The organism is Desulfotomaculum defluvii (genome assembly GCF_054657375.1).
On record NZ_BAAHYV010000007.1, the window covers coordinates 373,284 to 391,171 of the forward strand.

The 17,888-nt window shown below is 37.1% G+C and carries 14 protein-coding genes; 10 read left to right on the forward strand and 4 right to left on the reverse strand.

Going from position 1 to position 17,888, the window contains the following annotated elements:
* The first annotated feature begins 63 nt into the window (after positions 1-63).
* On the forward strand, positions 64-918 hold the full coding sequence (locus ACYQ03_RS08900; protein WP_459909311.1) for an AAA family ATPase: 855 nt from the start codon (positions 64-66) through the stop codon (positions 916-918).
* 222 nt (positions 919-1,140) lie between these two features.
* On the opposite strand, the gene ACYQ03_RS08905 is transcribed toward ACYQ03_RS08900, so the two are convergent.
* The 3 genes from ACYQ03_RS08905 to ACYQ03_RS08915 all read right to left on the reverse strand — a co-directional run bounded on the left by ACYQ03_RS08905 (position 1,141) and on the right by ACYQ03_RS08915 (position 3,322).
* The gene (locus tag ACYQ03_RS08905; protein ID WP_459909313.1) at positions 1,141-1,860 is read right to left on the reverse strand and encodes an SAM-dependent methyltransferase; all 720 of its coding nucleotides are present in this window, start codon (positions 1,858-1,860) and stop codon (positions 1,141-1,143) included.
* A 145-nt stretch (positions 1,861-2,005) separates the two neighbouring features.
* A complete protein-coding gene (locus ACYQ03_RS08910) occupies positions 2,006-2,635 on the reverse strand; it encodes a CatB-related O-acetyltransferase (protein WP_459909314.1) in 630 nt (209 codons plus the stop codon).
* 93 nt (positions 2,636-2,728) lie between these two features.
* Positions 2,729-3,322 carry a TetR/AcrR family transcriptional regulator gene (locus ACYQ03_RS08915; protein ID WP_459909315.1) on the reverse strand — a complete coding sequence of 198 codons (594 nt, stop codon included), beginning with the start codon at positions 3,320-3,322 and terminating at the stop codon, positions 2,729-2,731.
* Positions 3,323-3,518: 196 nt separating this feature from the next.
* Here ACYQ03_RS08915 and ACYQ03_RS08920 point away from each other — a divergent pair, with 196 nt between their 5' ends.
* From ACYQ03_RS08920 to ACYQ03_RS08960, 9 genes are all read left to right on the forward strand, one after another.
* Positions 3,519-4,025, forward strand: a complete 507-nt coding sequence (locus ACYQ03_RS08920; protein WP_459909317.1) for an SAM-dependent methyltransferase — start codon at positions 3,519-3,521, stop codon at positions 4,023-4,025.
* 178 nt (positions 4,026-4,203) lie between these two features.
* On the forward strand, positions 4,204-4,455 hold the full coding sequence (locus tag ACYQ03_RS08925; RefSeq protein WP_459909318.1) for a hypothetical protein: 252 nt from the start codon (positions 4,204-4,206) through the stop codon (positions 4,453-4,455).
* 516 nt (positions 4,456-4,971) lie between these two features.
* On the forward strand, positions 4,972-6,555 hold the full coding sequence (locus ACYQ03_RS08930) for a Na+/H+ antiporter NhaC family protein (protein WP_459909320.1): 1,584 nt from the start codon (positions 4,972-4,974) through the stop codon (positions 6,553-6,555).
* Between the two features lie 337 nt (positions 6,556-6,892).
* Positions 6,893-9,538 carry an NYN domain-containing protein gene (locus ACYQ03_RS08935; RefSeq protein WP_459909322.1) on the forward strand — a complete coding sequence of 882 codons (2,646 nt, stop codon included), beginning with the start codon at positions 6,893-6,895 and terminating at the stop codon, positions 9,536-9,538.
* 497 nt (positions 9,539-10,035) lie between these two features.
* A complete protein-coding gene (locus ACYQ03_RS08940) occupies positions 10,036-10,272 on the forward strand; it encodes a helix-turn-helix transcriptional regulator (RefSeq protein ID WP_459909324.1) in 237 nt (78 codons plus the stop codon).
* Complete coding sequence (def, locus tag ACYQ03_RS08945; protein WP_459909326.1) at positions 10,273-10,725, forward strand: peptide deformylase; 453 nt, start codon at positions 10,273-10,275, stop codon at positions 10,723-10,725.
* Between the two features lie 842 nt (positions 10,726-11,567).
* A complete protein-coding gene (locus tag ACYQ03_RS08950; protein ID WP_459909328.1) occupies positions 11,568-13,112 on the forward strand; it encodes a histidine kinase N-terminal 7TM domain-containing diguanylate cyclase in 1,545 nt (514 codons plus the stop codon).
* Positions 13,113-13,560: 448 nt separating this feature from the next.
* Positions 13,561-14,106, forward strand: coding sequence for a sigma-70 family RNA polymerase sigma factor (locus ACYQ03_RS08955; RefSeq protein WP_459909330.1), 546 nt, complete (start codon positions 13,561-13,563; stop codon positions 14,104-14,106).
* Complete coding sequence (locus ACYQ03_RS08960) at positions 14,099-15,415, forward strand: hypothetical protein (RefSeq protein WP_459909332.1); 1,317 nt, start codon at positions 14,099-14,101, stop codon at positions 15,413-15,415. The genes ACYQ03_RS08955 and ACYQ03_RS08960 overlap by 8 nt, the downstream gene beginning before the upstream one ends.
* Positions 15,416-15,606: 191 nt before the next feature.
* Here ACYQ03_RS08960 and ACYQ03_RS08965 read toward each other — a convergent pair whose 3' ends face one another.
* The gene (locus ACYQ03_RS08965; protein WP_459909333.1) at positions 15,607-17,475 is read right to left on the reverse strand and encodes a methyl-accepting chemotaxis protein; all 1,869 of its coding nucleotides are present in this window, start codon (positions 17,473-17,475) and stop codon (positions 15,607-15,609) included.
* Between the last annotated feature and the right edge of the window lie 413 nt (positions 17,476-17,888).

Consider the following 17,888-nt stretch of genomic DNA (forward strand, 5'->3'; position numbering starts at 1 on the left):
ATATGAGGAAACAGAAGATAATGTGAAAATTATATATTTAATGTTATAGTAAGGAGAACAACAATGTTATATCTAAGTTCTTTTACATTTCCAAATGATGATATGGAATTTGACTTTTTTATGAAGATAAAGAGAACATGCTATGACTCTTTTTATCCATTTAAGGTACTATCAAGACATGGTTTTGAAAGGATTGATTTTGAGCCAGTTACAATTTTATATGGTGGAAATGGATCGGGAAAATCAACAGCATTAAATGTAATAGCAGAAAGAACAAAAATTAATCGCGATTCCATCTATAATAAATCAAATTTCTATTCCGATTACGTAGATATGTGTGAGATGCATCTTAAGGTCGACATCCCTGAAAATAGCAGAATTATTACCAGTGATGATGTATTTGACTATATGTTGAATATCCGTAACCTCAATGAAGGAATTGACCAAAAACGGGAAAAACTTTTTGAAGAATATTTAGATGCCAAATATTCTTCTTTTCAGATGAATTCTATAGCAGACTACGAGTTGCTTAAAAAAGTAAATGCTACTAAAAGTAAAACTCAGTCACGTTTTGTGAGAAATCAATTGATGGGTAATGTGCGGGAATATTCGAATGGGGAAAGTGCATTCCGGTATTTTACTGAAAATATTGGTGAAAATGGACTTTATATATTGGATGAACCTGAAAACAGTCTTTCACCAATGCGTCAGATGGAATTAATGAAGTTTATTGAGGACTCTGCACGGTTTTTTGGCTGTCAGTTTATTATATCCACGCATTCACCGTTTCTGCTTGCCATGCGTGGAGCAAAATTATACGATCTTGATGAAAATCCAGTTGAAGTGAAACGGTGGACTGAACTGAAAAATGTGCGTACGTATTATGAATTTTTTAAAAGATATGAAGACGAATTTTAATGACGTTGAGAGCAGATTGAGGGAGTGTACATTTTTTAGCAGCCTATATTACAGAAAAGCAAGGCATCCTACGTATGTTTCGTAGAGTGCCTTGCCTACATTACGGACATAACAGAGAAAGTGCTTTAACTTCATATTCTTGAGGCTTTAAATGTGTCTTATGCTACAGGCCGGGACAATAAGCCCATTCACCTTTTGATTCGTGTTCTGAGCGCATTATACTCACACATTCTTTCTAAGTATAATCGCAATAAAGTTAAGATATTTTCCGCCACCGGCTTCCATGGCCTTGCGATCGCCAATGGCATATTCATTATCCTGCTTCAGCCAGTCAGCCCAAACTTCATTATTGCTTTCCATCTCATGAGTAGAAATTACTTCTGCGTCACGGCTTTGACTTACAATATCAGTCCAATAAGCAACGTCGTGCATATAGTCTAATTGCTCCGGTGTCCAGGAACGCAATAGTTCTTCGGGTAAGTTTTCGTGACAATCCTTTTTCATACCGGGAATAGCTATATAGATATAGCCTCCTTTTTTCACAAAAGGTAGCAGCTTTTCGTCAAGATACTTGGGGCTACGCCCGAAAAAGTTATAGGAATCTATGCTAACTACTGCATCGAAGAACTCTTTCTCAAATGGCAAATCAGTTGCATCAGCTTTAACTGGAATAACCTGTTCATGAGATATCCTCATTTCATCAAAAAATCTTCTGTTTTCTTCTGAATCACTCCAAAGATCAGTAGCATACACGGTAAATCCGTATTCCTTCGCCAGAAACACGCTGGTTAATCCCTGACCGCTTCCGAGATCGCAGATAACTGCACCGTCAGGGATTTTGTGATCAAGTAGTAATTCTTCTCCCAGTTTGATGGGGTTCGGACCCATAATTTTCGCCTGTAATTCAGGTGTATTATATTTTCCACTGCGTATGTAATACATCGCTTTTCCTCCAAATACAATTCAGTAATTATCATTTTTTTTGATATGCTGATATTTTGTAACTTCGTGCAATGCTCATACTGTGCCGTCTATGATTTATGCTGTTCAACATCCTCTTAGATAAATAATCCTCGATAAAGTGAATTTATCTCAGTTGCTCAATGTGTCCAGATTGGATTACATCGATATTTTGTGCAATCTTTTTTCTCGGCCAGTCCCACCACTTTATTTCAAGCAATGCTGAAATGGTTTCTTCGGGAAAACGCTTTCGGATCGGTTTTGCCGGAACACCGCCTACAATCGCGTATGGCGGCACATCTTTTGTCACCACTGCACGAGCTCCAATAATAGCTCCGTCGCCGATGGTTACTCCGGCCATAATGATTGCCTCGTAACCGATCCAGACATCGTTTCCTATAACAATGTCACCTTTGTTGTCCCATGCGTTTGCGACATCCTTGATATCCAAGCCCCATTCCTCATAGAAAATCAGAAACGGGTAGGTTGAAAGCGACGACAGTATGTGATTTGCGCTGTTAAATAGGAATTTTGCACCACAGGCAATCGAACAGAATTTCCCGACTATCAGTCTGTCGTGATTGACAGGATAGTGGTATAAAACATTGTTCCGCTCAAACTGGATGGGATCGTTCACAAAGTCATTGTACATCGTATAGTCACCGACCATAATACTTGGGTCGGTAATCACGTTTTTTAAGTAAACTGTTTGTTTATCTCCTGTTCGGGGATAAATCTTCTTTTCCGGAATAGTCATTTGAAATCCTCCTAAAATCAGTGTATGTTTCTTCAACTATCCGGTAACTGCAATGCAGCGTTTCAACGCATACCAGCTCGCTTTTTGTTTGATTTATTGATAAGCAAAGTTATCAATATGGGTTTTCAGTAAATCAAATATTTCCTGTTTATGCTCGCACCCGTCATAAAGGCTATAAAGCGTAAAAATTGGCGCATAAAACGCCAAGGCAAGTTGCTGTGCTTCCTCTTTTGATGTATTAGTAATGGCGCCAAATAAGTCCTTCATATACTCCAGAGGACCACTAACAAGATATTGCTGATATAATGCTGTCATTTCATCATTTCGGTATTGTTCTAGCGTCAACATTTTTCGGAAGTTAGACGAAAACTCTTCTTCGGTCCAATATCTAAACTGAGCCTCGCTATAGGTTTTAATTTTTTCTAAAGGTGTTTTACCATAAGCTTCAGCCATTTGGTCAATTGTTCCCTCTGGCACTTCATATTCTTTAGCACGTTCATAATCCATTTGATTCATTCGCTCTACAATACGATCAAAAATATCGTGCTTATTTTTGTAGTGCTTATATAATACGCTTTTTGTCAACCCAAGCTCACCAGCGATTTTGCTTACAGAAACCGTTTCGTATCCGTCCCTTGCAAATAATCGAAGTGCCGTGAGAAGAATTCTTTCCTTTGTATTAGCCATTTTATATCCTCTCCATCATAGTGAACATTCGTTCACTGAATATTATAGTGATCGAACGTTCACTTGTCAATAGAAAGTCGCCAAGTATGAATTATTAATTTTAAACTAGTATGTTTTTAAATCTAAAAAAGAAGACATATTGTGAAAATGTGCTTGGTGCTGCTAAGCCCTAAATATCGGGGAGTGTATATACTGAATGCAGAAGACGATTTTAGAAAAGGACATTCTTATTTGCTCCATCACCAGTTTCCACGCCAAGGTTCATGCAGATGAAAAGGGAATGCGATTAGTATTGAATAAAGAATATATCCCTGCTCTTACAAATCTTAAAGATTACAGTTATATTAATGTACTCTGGTGGTTTGATCAATGCGATAACTCTTACTCTCGCTCAAAACTTATTGAGAAAAGCCCTTACAAAAATTCCCCAGATATATTAGGGACATTTGCCACTCGTTCACCAGAGCGACCAAACCCTATTGCGCTAACCTGTTGCTATGTCAATTATATTGATTCTCAAAGCGGTATTATTGGTTTAGCCTTTATCGATGCGGAAAACGGAACACCTATTTTGGACATTAAACCCTACACTCCTAGCCTTGATAGAGTAGAAAATCCATCAGTACCAGAATGGTGCTATAATTGGCCTAAAAACGTAGAGGAATCCGGTAGTTTTGACTGGAGTACAGTTTTTAACTTCTAATTCCAAAAGATAAAAACTAACCCTTCATTTAACTTGATTTAATGTCCACACAGAGTGATTAATGTGATGGTACATAAATTCAAGAAATGGGGGGTTTTTATTATGGAGAGAAAGGAAATTATCAAATTATTAGGTGATCATTTTGGAGTAGAACCAAAGTACTTGGGAGTGCCAAGTTTTGCTTATCGATTTGAACAGCGGAGGAAATTACACAGTTGGCCAAGAAGGAAAGATCACAACTTCGGAAGGAACTGAAGTGGAGCTTGAGACATTACTAAATGAAAAGAATTTACAGGAAACAATAGAACCTACAGCAACAGAAACCACGACCTTTGAAGTAGCATTTCCGATGGAAGGGCATACCGGAATTACACTGAGGAATCTGGTTAATATGATTTACAGTAAACAGGCGCTTATAAAGAAAGCATAGGGCTTACAGTAAATATTGTTGTACATAACTATGCTCTTTTTTATAGGCAGAGCAATTATCTTCTGATTTAGATTTATCCACACGCTCGGGATTGAGCCAAACGGTGTCTTCAAGAGTCCAAACTTTATGTATTTGATTTTTATTATCGAGCTTATAGTTTAACCCAAATGTTCATATCCTCAAATCCTCCGCCAATGTGGGTAATGCCTTACCAAATTCTAAACCCCCTAGGATAACTATTTCAAAATAGTAATACCCTATAAACTTAATGCATATCACATGGAGTTATAGATAAATGTAAAGCATTGAACACTGACGTTATAGATAGAATTATTTATTTAATAACAGTATTAATCACGTAATATTGGCTACTTTGTTCATTATAATCGTATACGAAGGAATAGGTAGGTTGTTTGTAATTTAAGCCGCGTGATATAATTTTAAATATGCAGCAACTCAAACAACAATATAAGTTGTTAGTAAAATACTGTTAAATATAGAGGAGTGATTTATTTAATGGAATATGGTTGGTTGTCTATAGTGCCACCTATTATTGCTATTGGTGTGGCATTAGTAACAAAAGAAGTGCTAATTGCATTGTTTTTAGGTGTTTTAGTAGGCTCATTTATATTAACTGATTATAATGTTTTTAATACCTTTGAGAAGACCTTTGCTATTGGCTTTAAGAGTATGTCAGACCCAGAATGGAACATTCCAATATTAGCCTTTCTGCTATTATTGGGTGGGTTAACCGCTTTGCTCTCTGCCTCCGGTGGAAGTAGAGCCTTTGGAGAATGGGCATTATCCCGGGTGAAAAGTCGTGTGGGAGCTCAATTGGTTGCTATGCTGCTAGGTATAATCATTTTTATTGATGATTATTTTAACAGTCTGGCTGTGGGCCAGGTTGCTCGTCCAATAACTGACCGCCACCGAGTTTCTAGGTCAAAGTTAGCTTACATTATTGACTCTACTGCCGCCCCAGTCTGCATCATTGCACCTATTTCCAGTTGGGGGGCCTACGTAATTACTGTCATTGCAGACCAACTCAAGGCAGTACAGATTACTGGGGTTGAGCCCTTAACTGCCTTCATTCGTATGATACCTATGAATCTATACGCCCTATTAGCTATTCTTATGGTCTTGGTAATTGCAGTTTCGAATATTGAATTTGGTCCTATGGCTAAAGAAGAGGAACGGGCCATGAAAACAGGGGTATTATTCGATAGTGCTAAAGGAACACCTCCAGGTAATTTGGAGATAGATATAAATAAAGATGCTGCTAAAGGAAAAGTTGTTGACTTGGTTCTTCCTGTTGTTGCGCTAATTGCTTTTACTACCCTGTCAATGCTTTACACTGGGGGATACTTTGCTAAGGATGGCGGTTCTATAATGGATGCTTTCCTGAATACTGCTGTAAGCATGTCTCTGGTATATGGTGCAGTTCTCTCCATTACTTTCACCGCCCTGCTGTATTTACCCCGCAAGTTAATGAAACCCTCGGAGTTTGTTCCTACTTTATTAAAGGGTATGCAGGCTATGGTTACGGCTGTTATCATTCTGATAATGGCCTGGGCCATTGGTGGTGTTATTAGTGAATTGGAAACCGGAAAGTTCCTAGCTTCTCAATTAGATGGTAAGGTTCCTTACTACCTATTACCAGGCATAGTCTTTGCTCTATCTGGTGTAATGGCCTTTGCCACAGGGACCTCCTGGGGTACTTTTGGTATAATGCTGCCCATTGCTACTCCAATGGCAGCAGCAACTGGTACTGGAACTGAATTTGTTTTGATGGCGATGGCCGCTGTTCTGTCAGGTGCGGTTTATGGTGACCATATCTCCCCCATTTCGGATACTACTATTTTGTCTTCCACAGGAGCATCCTGCCATCATATTGACCATGTTAACACACAACTACCTTATGCTACTTTAGTAGCTGTAATCTGCATAGTGGGTTATACGATAATGGCATTAACTAATAGTGTATTGTTTGGCTTAGGTATATCTGTAATGATATTGTTGGCAGCATTTTATATTTTTACAAAGAGAGAGTTAGTCGTTGATCAAAGTATTACACTTGATAAAGATCAGATAACTGCATAATGCACAGATATTTTCTTGCTTTCCTCTACCGTGATACCTAGAACGCTAGAATATTACTTTCAAACTGAATATGTTTTCTTACCAGTGGTAGAATGTAAATCATAAAAATTTGGTTATGGTTTTATAGGCTTTTTTGCTAAAAAGGTTTACTTTGACAAACTCCCGATTAAGCAAAGAAATTATGCCACTATGCTTTGGCGAATTTTTTAATGCGAAAGTGATACCATAAAATTGTTAAACTAGAAACCTACTGGTATCATAATAATGAAGAGTTAAAATACAGGCCTAAATGGGCTGTGGTTCTAGAAAAAGACAAAATGAGGATTTTAAATAGATTATGAAAAAATTAGTCATTGGACTATTAGCACATGTGGATGCGGGCAAGACGACATTATCAGAGAGTATGCTTTATCTGAGCGGTAAAATTGGAAAATTAGGAAGGGTGGACAATAAGGATGCCTACCTAGATACCTATGAGCTTGAAAGGGCAAGAGGAATCACAATTTTCTCCAAACAGGCCATATTTGAAATAGGTGAGACACAGATTACCTTACTGGATACCCCGGGGCATGTAGATTTTTCGGCTGAAATGGAGAGAACACTTCAGGTGCTGGATTATGCCATTTTAGTGATAAGTGGTGCGGATGGGGTGCAGGGCCATACCAAAACCTTATGGCGTCTGCTGGAGCTGTATCAGATACCGGTTTTTTTATTCGTCAATAAGATGGATCAGAATAGTACGGATAAGGACAGCTTAATCAAAGCAATGAAAAGTCAACTGGATGATGGCTGCATCGAATTCGGACAAGTTATCACAGAGGGCTTTTTCGACCAATTGGCCATGTGTGATGAAATCATGCTGGAGGCCTATCTGGATACAGGGCATATTGAAACCGAGCAGATAAAAAAAGCTGTCAGTGAGCGCAAAGTATTTCCGTGCTTTTTTGGTTCTGCTTTAAAATTAGAGGGCGTTGAGCCGTTTATGCAGGGCATTGTGAAGTATACCACGCTTCCTTCTTACCCCGCCGAATTCGGGGCTAAAATATTCAAAATAGCAAGGGACGAGCAGGGAACCCGCCTTACGTATATGAAGCTTACAGGCGGAAGGCTGAAGGTGAAGGATGTCTTAACGAATGGGATCTGGAAAGAGAAAGTGAATCAGATCCGGATTTATTCTGGACAGAAATTCGAGGTCGTGAACGAGATCGAGGCAGGTTCTGTATGTGCAGTAACCGGGCTCAGCCAAACCAGACCGGGAGAAGGCTTAGGGATAAAGGAAGCTTCAGCTACACCGATATTGGAACCCGTACTGTCCTATCAGATTATACTTCCGGCAGGCTGCGACCCGAGAGCGATGCTGCCCAAGCTGCGTCTGATCGAGGAAGAGCAACCGGAACTTCATATTGTCTGGGATGAACAGTTACAGGAAATTAAGGTACAAATCATGGGAGAGGTACAGATTGAAATTCTGCAGAGCCTTATACAAAGCTATTTTGGTGTTGAGGTAGCCTTCGATGCTGGGAGGATTGTATATAAAGAGACGATTACCAATGTTGTAGAAGGAGTAGGGCACTTTGAGCCCTTGCGACATTATGCCGAGGTACACTTGTTATTGGAGCCAGGTGAACCAGGAAGTGGTTTACAGTTTGGGGTAGCATGTAGTGAGGATCTGCTGGGTAAAAACTGGCAAAGACTTGTTTTAACCCATCTGGAAGAAAAAGCCCATAAAGGAGTTCTGACAGGATCGGCGATTACAGATATGAAAATCACTTTAGTCTCAGGTAGAGCACACAATAAACATACAGAGGGCGGTGACTTCAGAGAGGCCACCTACCGAGCAGTGCGCCAGGGTTTAAAGGAAGCCGAATCCATCCTGTTGGAGCCTTATTATGCCTTTCAATTGGAACTGCCTGAGAAAATGGTCGGAAGAGCTATGGCAGACATTGAGAAAATGCATGGTACATGCGTATTATCACAGACAGATGGCGAGATGGCGGTTCTTGTGGGGAGCGCTCCAGTTGTTACCATGAGGAATTATCAGAAAGAGGTAGTTGCCTATACCAAAGGTCTTAGTAGGCTGTTTTGCAGCCTGAAAGGGTACGAGCCGTGTCATAATCCAGAAGAAGTCATAGAAAGGATCGGTTACGATTCGGAAAAGGACTTAGAAAATCCCACAGGTTCTGTTTTTTGTGCCCAGGGTACAGGCTTTTTGGTGGCTTGGCATGAGGTGAAGGACTACATGCATGTGGAAAGCTATCTTCAGAAAGAAGTCGATTTATCGGGAGAAACAGTCCGAAACCAGGCCCCCTATACAAAAGATAGGTTTATCAGTTTAGATGAGATTGACCAAATTATCAATAACACCTTCTATGCGAATCAAGGGAAGAAGTCTGCCTGGAAAAGACGTAAAACAGCTCGCGAAAGTTATTATGAATCGACTTTCTCTGCCAGCAGAGAGAAGGAAAGCAAAGAAGAGTATCTCCTTGTGGACGGCTATAATATTATCCATGACTGGCCTGAGCTGAAAGAGCTTGCAGATGAGAATATGGACAGTGCCAGAATGAAATTGCTTGATTCACTCAGTAATTATCAGGGGATTCGAAAATGTCAGGTTATCGTTGTTTTTGATGCTTACCGTGTGCAGGGGCATATTGAGGAAGTAATCGACTATCATAATATCCATATGGTATTTACCAGGGAGGCCCAAACGGCGGACCAGTATATTGAAAGATTTGCCCATGATAATCAGAAAAAATATCATATCACCGTGGCAACGTCAGACGGTTTGCAGCAGCTCATTATCAGGGGGGCAGGCTGTGCCTTGTTATCCGCCAGAGAATTGAAGATGGAGATCGATGAGGCTAATGAAAGAGTAAGTCAGGAAATACAAAGGAGAAGAGAACATCATTATCTAATAGATGCATTGCCACAAGAAGCAAAACAGCAGATGAAGGAACTAATGAAAAAAGGAAATGATAAGTAAACAATTAGGTTCCCTTGGACGAATTGTCTGAGGGAACTTTTGTTTAAGGTGGGTAGAAAGTTTATGGAAATGAGACGAATGGTAGAAAAGTGAACTGACGTTAAAGGGTGTAGAGGTACATTTAAATAGCCAAGTTACTGAAAATTTACCCGAGTTTAAAATACAGATGCCAGCATTGTTGCAACCGGTGCCTGATGGAGACAAGATTATCATTGACAACATGAACCTGTCTAGTTGGTTGGAAACCTACTGGTAGACATTATTGGAATGGCGATAGAAAACAAACTACTTTATGGAAGTTTGATCGACCTTTCAAAAATGAATTTGGTCAGCTCGAATCACCTCTGCCTAAACTTCACATCCTAGAAAATCACTTTACAGCATAATAATAACTTCATTTTACAAATAAACTCATAACCAATGTAAGGTCAACTTGACATTGAGAGGGGATGATGATATATTCATATGTAAAGTCGACATTACAGAGGTGGCAATTAATGAAAAATAGATTAAGGCAACTTCGGGAATCTATTGGGTTAACCCAAGAACAATTGGGAGAATTGGTAGGGGTATCAAGACAAGCGATTAATGCTATTGAAACGGAAAAATACGAACCATCTATATGGTTAGCATACGATATTTCCAAAATATTTCACTGTTCTATTGAGGAAGTATTTCTTTTTGGAGAGAGTGAAAGGAAATCAAGAGCACAGCAAAGTAGAGGTGTAATTTAGATGGCTTTAAGGCAACTAAGTTTTTTAGGTGATGAAATACTGAGGAAAAAGAGCAAAGTTGTTGATGTGGTAGATGATAAAATAAGACAGCTACTAGATGATATGGCAGATACTATGTATAATACAAAAAATGGTGCAGGGTTAGCAGCTCCACAAGTTGGTATATTAAAACGATTAATTGTTATTGATATGGGCCAAGGACTTATCAAATTAGTTAATCCAAAGATAATTAAGCAGGAAGGAAATCAGGAAGTTATAGAGGGCTGTTTGAGTATTCCCAATGTATGGGGAAAATTAATGAGGCCAGCAAAGGTAACAGTACAAGCATTAAACGAAAACGGCGAAGAAGTTATAATGACTGGCTCAGGAGATTTGGCAAAGTGTTTATGTCATGAAATTGACCACTTAGAAGGTATCCTTTTTACTGATCTAGTTACTCAATATATTAGATAATGTTTTTGCACTGCATGAAAGTAGTCATAAAATAGCAAGTATTCACTAACCATTAGACTAATTTTTAAAAGTACCCTTCATTTAGCTTGATTTAATGTCCGCACAGAGTGATTAATGTGATGGTACATCAATTCAAGAAATGGAGGGTTTTTATTATGGAGAGAAAGGAAATTATCAAATTACTAAGAGAACATTTTGGGGTAGAGCCAATTTAAAAATCATTCGGACTTACAGAAAATATTGTTGAGGATGATTTTTGCACAGGTATAAATGAAGCCAAGATAGAAACCTTGGATGATTTTAACAATAACACCATTACCGTAATAAAGAATGCATTGTCAACGCTCGATGGTCATTTAATCCTTTCAAGAGCCGAGTATCCATATCGTTTATGTTCTGGATTTACATCACAAAAAGCATCCTTCCAGTATTACTTGTAAAGATGGAAGGTTATCTAATTGGATAAATGAAAATAGAGATGATTTTATTAAAACTCTAACTGAGAATATAGAAAAGGTACTGTCTGGGAAAGTGCCAAAAGCATTATGCTTTTATATAAAAGAATGATATCTATATGAAGGAAAATGAAATAAAACATCGAATGTTGGGATAAAAAGTTCCAGAACATAGAAAATAACGATAATTAATATGAGCAAGTAAAAAGATAGCAATATACTAAAATCCTTTCTGATTTTAGTATGTTGGTTAAAAGATAGACTAACCGATGCATTTTGTTCTGATAAAATATAATTATAATATTTAACAGCTTTACATGAATTTGTACAAATTTAATCATCAAATTGTTGGAAGATTAATCAGGTACAGTAGTAAAGGTGGAAAAAATGGATACGAGTAGTTTATTTTCGGCATTTTCATTAGTTGCTACATTAATTTATTTGTACATTGGTATCTATACATACAGACAAAATAAAAGTTCCAAGATCCACATATATTTTCTTCTATTGTGTACAAGTTATGCTATTTGGTCATTTGCTTATACCTTTGCGTATGTATCGATAGACAAACATATGTTTTCTTTCTGGAATAAAATATCCGCTATAGGATGGTGTAGTTTTAGTGCGCTTTCACTATTGCTAGTACTTTTAATAACAGAAAGCAAAATTTTTAAATATAGAATAATTAAAATATTAATTTTTTCTCCAGCATTTGTATTTTTCTTTATGGCTATCTTTTTATTTGGAGAGGGTATAAATACACCACCAATCATAAGAGAATTTTTTTATATTGGCGATTTTTTATATAATTTTTCATTCTTATTAATTAGTATAATAGTCTTATTTTATTGGGGATTAAAAAATGACAGCAAAAGAATAAAGAAACAATCCAACATACTGGTGTTATCAAGCATTATTCCATTTCTGCTTAATTTGTTAACCCAAACAATACTTCCGATGTTTGGATTTGTGGAGTTTCCACTTATGGGGCAACTTTATTCTGTCATAATGATTGCTGGTGTGTACATAGTAATCACTAAATATAAGTTTTTCAAGTTTCCAGAAACTATTTTATTTGAAGAAATAACAAATAAGATAATGGATATGGTAGTAATATTAAACGAAAAAGGCAAATTTGTTAAGATATCTAAGCATACTCTAGATTTGCTGGGATTTAAAGAGGAGGCACTTCTCGGTAAGGATATTAATTATATAGTTGATGGAAATAGTGGGATAGAGTTTTCGGAAACAAATTTAGAAATGCAGACTAGGAATCTAAATGATGTATACTTAATCAAAAAGAATAAAGAAAAAATTCCTGTAAATATTTCATATATACCAGTTTATGATGTGAAAATTAATGACTTTTTAGGGTCAGTTATTGTTATGCAGGACAATAGCTTAATACATGAATTAAAAAGTAAAAATGATGAACTTAAGCAAAAGGCAATAAGAGATAGTTTGACAAATCTTTACAATCATCAATACACTATAGAACTGGTAAAAGAAGAAATAGAAAAGATAAGCATCGAGACCCAGAATAAAATGGAACTATCTATTATAATGATTGATATAGATTACTTTAAAAATGTAAACGATACTTTTGGGCATCAGTTTGGTGATTATGTTATAAAAACCATATCGGAAATCATGAACTCAATTATAAAAAATAATGGGCATGTTGGTAGATTTGGGGGAGAAGAGTTTATTATAATACTTCCTCAAAAAGGGATAAATGAAGCAATTAGTTTTGGTGAAGAAATCAGACAAGGGGTTATTAACTATAAATTTTCTAAACATTTAAAGGTAACAATAAGTGGTGGAATTAAACAGCATATGGGTGAATCACCTGAAGTATTCATAAAGCACTGTGATGATTTGCTATATAAAGCAAAACGAAAAGGCCGAAATAGAATAGAACATGCCTGTTAAGTAGAATATTTAAAATTATCCTTATCAACTTTTAAGATCGCTAGAACTATGATTACTCAAAGTGCAGAATAACCTTGGTGATGTCTTTAGACCAAATAATTTAACACCGAACAAGATAGAAGAACTTGTTGGGGAGTTTTCATTTTTAGTGCTTCGCAGATTATATTAGGTGAGATGGATATAGAAATTTTTGCTCTATGCTACTTCCAAAATATTTTGACCGTAAGTTTGGGGAAGTTCACAAAGAGCTTTTTCAAGAACTAAAATATATGCTAGACAACAAAGGGTTGATTGAAGCTTTTGGAATGACCAGGGAATCTGGCAAAAGCACGATCAATTCTTTTTTATTTCCGCAAATTATTATATTCATTCTAATGCTTTAATTATTAAAAAGTTTAAGAGAAATTATAGATGGATAACGTAGTACTCTATGAAAGGAGATGAAAAAATGAATTTTTCAGAGAGTGAACTGATATCTGAAATTAAAAAGCGAAACTTGAGCGCTTATGAATTTTTAATCAAAGAGTATACCAAGCCTGTTTATTATTTAACCTATAACATTTTAAATATCGGAAACAGTAAAGAAGACATAGAAGAGTGCGTATCCGACGTCTTTTTTGAGGTCTGGCTAAAAATCAACGAATTTGACATTACGAGAAGCAATTTCAAAACTTGGATTTTAATCCTCACAAAATATAAAGCCCTTACATATAAGCGCAAACTTAGAAAAAATCATGTCGATAACATTGATGATTACAAGCTCGAGGAGTTTGATAACGTTGAAAAGCAGATCATCGATAGACAAACACAGAAAAAACTTCTGGAAACAATCAATAGCTTTAATAAAAAGGATAAGGAAATTTTTATCCGTAGGTATTTTTACAACGAGAGAGTTAGCGATATCATGCAATCTTTGGGGTTGAGCCGTTCAGCGATAGATAATAGGCTCTTAAGAGGTAGAAAAACAATCAAGGAGGTTTTATCTTATGACTGAAAAACAAATTCAGACGCTAATGCAAAATCTTGATAATGATTTGTTGTCTAAGGAACTGGATGATTTAATAAGAGGCTTGGATATAGATCTGGACTCTATTACAAAAAAATCGTTTTCTAAGCTGAATAATAGGCGGTTAAAAATGAAAAGAAAAAGAGTTTATCCCCTGTTGGCAGCGTCTTTAATTGCGATTATCTGTATATCCAACGCCTATGCCGCGGAGATTTCCGATTTTGTCAGATCATTTTTCAATCAAAGGGCAATCTATTCAACTGTTGTAGACGGAAGCGCCTACTATCTGGAATCTCCTCTGCAATTGGATGAGAAAAGCGAACTGAAGAACGTTATTTTTACAAAGGACACGTTAGACATGAGTTTAACGCTTCCTTTAAAAGAAGATAAGCTTCCTGAAATATTAGTTGTTACGGCAAACGGAAAAATATATAAACCGGGCGGTTACGGTGACGACAAAGATGGTCTGCTTCTCAGCTTTTGGAATGAAGCGGAGCATAACTACGTGTTCTCGCCCACTAAAGATTTGAAATTGATGATTGGAGAAAAAAGTTATAGTATTCATTTAAAGGAAGGGGCACCTGTGGTTGGCAGCGGCGAAATTATTCCTGCTGAAAAAACGGATATTGGTTGGGTAAACGTTGGTTATAAAAAAATTGACGGGGGTGTGCAGATTTTAACTAGTTTCACTGATAAAGACTTAAAATTGGTAGGAATTGGTGAACCGGCTCAAAAAAATGTGACACAAATGTTTAAAAATGAAAATGGTATCATGAGCAGTGGGACTTCCTCAATGACCAAGCCCCTCCTAGGTTATGCCAATGATAAAAATTTTTATACCTACAGCCAGGATAAAAATGCTGTCGGCAGGCCCGTTACCCAATTTGAAACCCAGGCTCCTGCCGACAAAGAAATTGAACTAAAAATACCAAGTCTGCTTGTTGGTTATGAAAAGGACTTTGCTAACATTGATGTGGCAATTCCGGAGTTGAATGAAGAAAAAAGGATCGATAGGGAAATAGATCTGAAATTGCAAAAAATCATCTTGCAAAGTATCAAAAGAACCTCTGCAACAACAGCCGAGTTAAAATTTGCTTTGAACACTGGAGACAAAGCAGAAGTTGCTGTTAGAGAGGTTAACCTTTACAGTAAAGAAGTGCAAAGTGGCGAAAGCCTTTGGCAAGGTGACGTATGCACAATGCGTATCAGTTTTGATGAAAAATTAAAAAATGCTCAGTTAAACTTGAGCTGGCCGCGCTTTGTGGTAAATGGTAATTGGACTCTGAGAATTAAATAAAAGTTTATGCTAGAAGTCAGTTGCATATTGCAATTGGCTTCTTTAAAATTGTTTATGGGGTTGTTATAACGGTAACGGTTATATCTGGGTTCAAGCCTTTTGTAAAAGATAATACTTAAGAAAAAACTCCTGAAGCTGTAAGTTGCAGTTTCGGGAGTTTTTGTTAACTGTGTAAAAAACAAAAGCACATGTTACACCTTAAACTTGCTCATTAATTGATTAAGTTCTTCAGCCATTTTAGCTAAAGACTCAGCTGATGCAGATACTTCTTCCATAGCTGCTGTTTCTTCCTCTGAAGCGGCAGCTACACTCTGAACATTAGATGATATTTGTTCCATAGCGTAAGCTACATCTGGTATCTGCTCAGACAGACCCTTCACTTGAACAATGATTTCTTTAAAATTTTCCCCTACTTTTTCTACAACTACAGTACCATTTTTTACGTCTTCCCCAGTGGTTATGATGTCTTGTACCACTGTGTTAACTACAGACTGTACCGCTAAAATTAAATCCCCAATCTGATTGGCAGCACCTGCAGATTGTTCAGCCAGTTTTCTTACTTCTTCGGCCACTACGGCAAACCCTCGGCCTTGTTCACCGGCTCGTGCAGCCTCTATGGCAGCATTGAGCGCAAGCAGGTTTGTTTGATCAGCTATTTGGGTAATCAGTTCTATAATCTTATTAATTTGCTGTGTTTTATTATTTAGTTCACCAGCGGATTGAGCGATTCTATTGGTAGAGTAAGAGATAGTATCCATTTGCTTATTAATTTCAGCCAATCCATGATTTCCTTTTTCTGCATGTTGGGAAGCAGTGTCAGAAGCACTTGAAATTGACTGCATATTTTGATTAACTTGCTCAACTGTACTGGACATTTCCGACATGGCTGATGCAGTTTCCGTTGCCGTTGCGGAAGTCTGCTGTGAACCGGATGTAAGCTGCTGGGAAGATGCAGAGAGGGTGTAAGCCTTGTCTAAAATCTGCTGGATTAACTCTCTCATAGATTTTTGTAAGGTATCAACGGACCTAGCAATATCCCCAGTTTCATCCTTAATCTTTAAATATTTTTCGGGAACAGCCACACTGAAATCTCCGGTAGCAATTTGTTTTACCTGATTTGACATAGCCCCTAAAGTAGAGGTTATATATTTTGCAATAAAATAAATAACGCATAATCCTAGTAGTAGGAACATCAGAGTAGCCATCATAATCGATCTTTTTAAATCGTCAAGTGCAGATAAAACTTCAACCTTAGGGGCTGCTACTGCCACAGACCAACCTGTACTTTTAACAGGTGCGAAACCCATATATTTTATAACGCCATCATATTGATATTGACCGACCCCTAATTTGCCGGCAACCATTTGCTTTTCTAAATCTACCAAGGATTGCAGCTTAGGATCTTTTTTGACGTTTTCAAAGTCATTATCTTGTGCTTCAACCAGTTCTCTTTTGTTATGAGCAATGGTAACCCCGTCTTTATTTAATATAAAGGCTTTGCCCGTTTTACCATAAGTAATACTGTTGGTAACCTCAGATATTGTATATCCATCAACAGTTGCTGTAAGGACACCCACAATTGAACCGTCGTTTTTAATGGGTACGGCGTAAACCATTACCAGTGTCCCGTCTTCTTTACTCTTAATGGGGTCCGAGACAGCCCTTTGGCCAGATAAAGCTTTATTATAATACTCTAGGTCACTTATAGTGTTGATCTCACCCGTAGAAGACATGGCATTACCATGGTTATCAGTAATGGCCATTCTTAGATAGCCATTTCTTTGAATTTCTTCTTCCAAAACTCGTTTCTTAGTTTCCCAGTTACTGTTTGGGTCTTTTAAAACCTCTGTTGCAGCAACAGTTTCAAGTGCTGAAAATTTCTCACTTAATCTTGCTTCAATAATGTCAGAGGCTTCTTTAGCGATCATAGGAAGGACTTCTTCAGTTGTCGAAATCAGAGCTTTAGAGGCAGTTTGATAGGCAATCAGACCAAGCCCACCACAGATAATTAAAAACAGGCTACCGATAAAAACCATCATTTTTATTTTAATACTCTTCACTGCTGCACTCCTCCCGTCGTTAAAAAAAGTTGTTATAAGATTAAACTTGATAAACACTTTCGAGTTTTCAAAATGTGTAAAAATATTTAGCATTATTTATTTGATATTCATGTCGAATTTTCCTTCAAATAATCTGTCAAACTGGTACGTTTTTTGTCAAAATTTTAAAAATACAGTCATAATATCACAAACAGTCTTATGGGTCTCTTGGTAAGTTAATATAATCACTTAAGAGAAAGGGGCAAAGCTTAGAGTGAAAGCGAGTGACTATGTAAATGAACTGCAAAAAACTCTCTGGCAAAACAACAATATAAAGATTATTATGAAAATATGAGCGAAGATAACAGCTATTCTAACTAAAATGATAAAAACAGTTTATAATGTTATTTAGAGATAAAAACACAGTTTCGGTT

What these genes read in the sequence shown, in the direction of transcription:
- ACYQ03_RS08940 (WP_459909324.1), top strand. Translation starts at nt 10,036, where the DNA reads ATGAAAAATAGATTAAGGCAACTTCGGGAATCTATTGGGTTAACCCAA.
- ACYQ03_RS08905 (WP_459909313.1), bottom strand. Translation starts at nt 1,860, where the DNA reads ATGTATTACATACGCAGTGGAAAATATAATACACCTGAATTACAGGCG.
- ACYQ03_RS08900 (WP_459909311.1), top strand. Translation starts at nt 64, where the DNA reads ATGTTATATCTAAGTTCTTTTACATTTCCAAATGATGATATGGAATTT.
- ACYQ03_RS08960 (WP_459909332.1), top strand. Translation starts at nt 14,099, where the DNA reads ATGACTGAAAAACAAATTCAGACGCTAATGCAAAATCTTGATAATGAT.
- def (WP_459909326.1), top strand. Translation starts at nt 10,273, where the DNA reads ATGGCTTTAAGGCAACTAAGTTTTTTAGGTGATGAAATACTGAGGAAA.
- ACYQ03_RS08920 (WP_459909317.1), top strand. Translation starts at nt 3,519, where the DNA reads ATGCAGAAGACGATTTTAGAAAAGGACATTCTTATTTGCTCCATCACC.
- ACYQ03_RS08950 (WP_459909328.1), top strand. Translation starts at nt 11,568, where the DNA reads ATGGATACGAGTAGTTTATTTTCGGCATTTTCATTAGTTGCTACATTA.
- ACYQ03_RS08955 (WP_459909330.1), top strand. Translation starts at nt 13,561, where the DNA reads ATGAATTTTTCAGAGAGTGAACTGATATCTGAAATTAAAAAGCGAAAC.
- ACYQ03_RS08915 (WP_459909315.1), bottom strand. Translation starts at nt 3,322, where the DNA reads ATGGCTAATACAAAGGAAAGAATTCTTCTCACGGCACTTCGATTATTT.
- ACYQ03_RS08910 (WP_459909314.1), bottom strand. Translation starts at nt 2,635, where the DNA reads ATGACTATTCCGGAAAAGAAGATTTATCCCCGAACAGGAGATAAACAA.
- ACYQ03_RS08935 (WP_459909322.1), top strand. Translation starts at nt 6,893, where the DNA reads ATGAAAAAATTAGTCATTGGACTATTAGCACATGTGGATGCGGGCAAG.
- ACYQ03_RS08930 (WP_459909320.1), top strand. Translation starts at nt 4,972, where the DNA reads ATGGAATATGGTTGGTTGTCTATAGTGCCACCTATTATTGCTATTGGT.